Raw genomic sequence first — 1,860 nt, 5'->3', positions numbered from 1 at the left:
GAGGGTTTGCGGTTGTTTGATGTGGGGGTGCGTGCGGGGTCGGCGTTGGTGCCGGTGCGGTTGGACCTCGACGCACTACGCGCACAGGGCACACAACTGCCCCCGCTCTTCCACCACCTCGTTCCCGCCGCGCGCCGTACCGCCGCAGTCGGTGACGGAACCACTGCCGACTCCCTGCACCGAAAGCTCTCCGCCCTCACCCCGGCCGAGCGCGAGCGGACGCTGCTGAACGTGGTACGGGGCGGGATCGCCGAGGTGCTGGGCCACGCCAACCCCGCGTCCATCGCCCCCGACCGGGCCTTCAGCGACCTCGGCTTCGACTCCCTCACCGCGGTCGAACTCCGCAACGGGCTGAACGAGACGACGGGCCTGCGGCTGCCGGCCACCCTCGTCTTCGACTACCCGACCGCCGGCGATCTCGCCGACTTCCTCCTCGACGAACTGCTCGGCACCCTCGACACCGCCACCGCCGAGGTGGTGAGGAACGAGGGGCCGGTGAGCGACGACCCGATCGTCATCGTCGGCATGTCCTGCCGCTACCCCGGAGGCATCACGTCCCCGGAGGACCTGTGGGGCCTGGTCTCCGACGGCAGGGACGCGGTCTCCGCGTTCCCCGAGGACCGCGGCTGGGACACCCGTGCGATCTACGACCCGAAGGGTGAGCGTCCGGACACCACCTACGTCGACAAGGGCGGGTTCCTCCACGACGCCGCCGACTTCGACGCCGACTTTTTCCGCATCAGCCCGAACGAGGCGCTGAGCACCGACCCCCAGCAGCGTCTGCTGCTGGAAGTGTCCTGGGAGGCGTTCGAGCGCGCGGGCATCGACCCGGCCACCCTCAAGGGCAGCGCCACCGGCGTCTTCGCGGGGCTGATGTACCACGACTATCCGACGAGCCACAGCGCGGGCAGCATCGTCTCCGGTCGCATCGCCTACACCTACGGTCTCGAAGGCCCGGCGGTCACCGTGGACACCGCCTGCTCCTCGTCCCTGGTCGCGCTGCACCTCGCGGGGCAGGCACTGCGTAGCGGAGAGTGCACGCTGGCCCTGGTCGGCGGCGTGACGGTGATGTCCACGCCCGCCACCTTCCTGGAGTTCAGCAGGCAGCGGGGGCTCGCGGCGGACGGTCGGTGCAAGTCCTTCGCGGAGGCGGCGGACGGCACCGGTTGGTCCGAGGGGGTGGGTGTACTGGTGGTGGAGCGGTTGTCGGACGCCCGGCGCAATGGGCACCGGGTGCTCGCGGTGGTGCGGGGCTCCGCGGTGAACCAGGACGGTGCCAGCAACGGCCTCACCGCCCCCAACGGCCCATCCCAACAGCGCGTCATCCGAGCCGCGTTGGCGGACGCCCGTCTGTCGACCGACGAGATCGACGCCGTGGAGGCGCACGGCACCGGTACGGTCCTCGGCGACCCCATCGAGGCCCAGGCGGTCCTGGCCACCTACGGCCGCGACCGCGCCGCGGGGCAGCCGCTCTGGCTCGGTTCCGTCAAGTCGAACCTGGGCCACACCCAGGCCGCCGCCGGCGTGGCGGGCATCATCAAGATGGTGATGGCGATGCGCCACGGGGTCCTGCCCAGGACCCTGCACGTGGACGAGCCCTCCTCGAAGGTGGACTGGACGGCCGGACGGGTCGAACTGCTGACGGAGTCCAGGCCCTGGGAGGCCGTGGGCCCTCGGCGGGCCGGTGTGTCGTCGTTCGGCATCAGCGGGACGAACGCGCACGTGATCCTGGAGGAGGCTCCCGAGGAACCGGTGGTCGAGGACGTGCCCCGGCCCTCTTCGACCGCGCCGGTTCCCCTCCTCCTCAGCGCCCGTTCTCCTCAGGCGCTCAAGGCGCAAGCGCAAGCCCTGCTGGACCTC

The 1,860-nt window shown here is 71.2% G+C and carries 1 pseudogene; it reads left to right on the top strand.

The window, feature by feature from the left end:
* Positions 1-6: 6 nt before the first annotated feature.
* Positions 7-1,860, top strand: a pseudogene (locus tag ABT092_RS30880) (type I polyketide synthase); the annotation flags it as partial.

It is taken from the genome of Streptomyces sp. NPDC002490, from assembly GCF_040296045.1.
In the GTDB taxonomy this organism is placed as follows: Bacteria; Actinomycetota; Actinomycetes; order Streptomycetales; family Streptomycetaceae; genus Streptomyces.
This window is presented reverse-complemented; position numbering and strand designations above follow the sequence as displayed.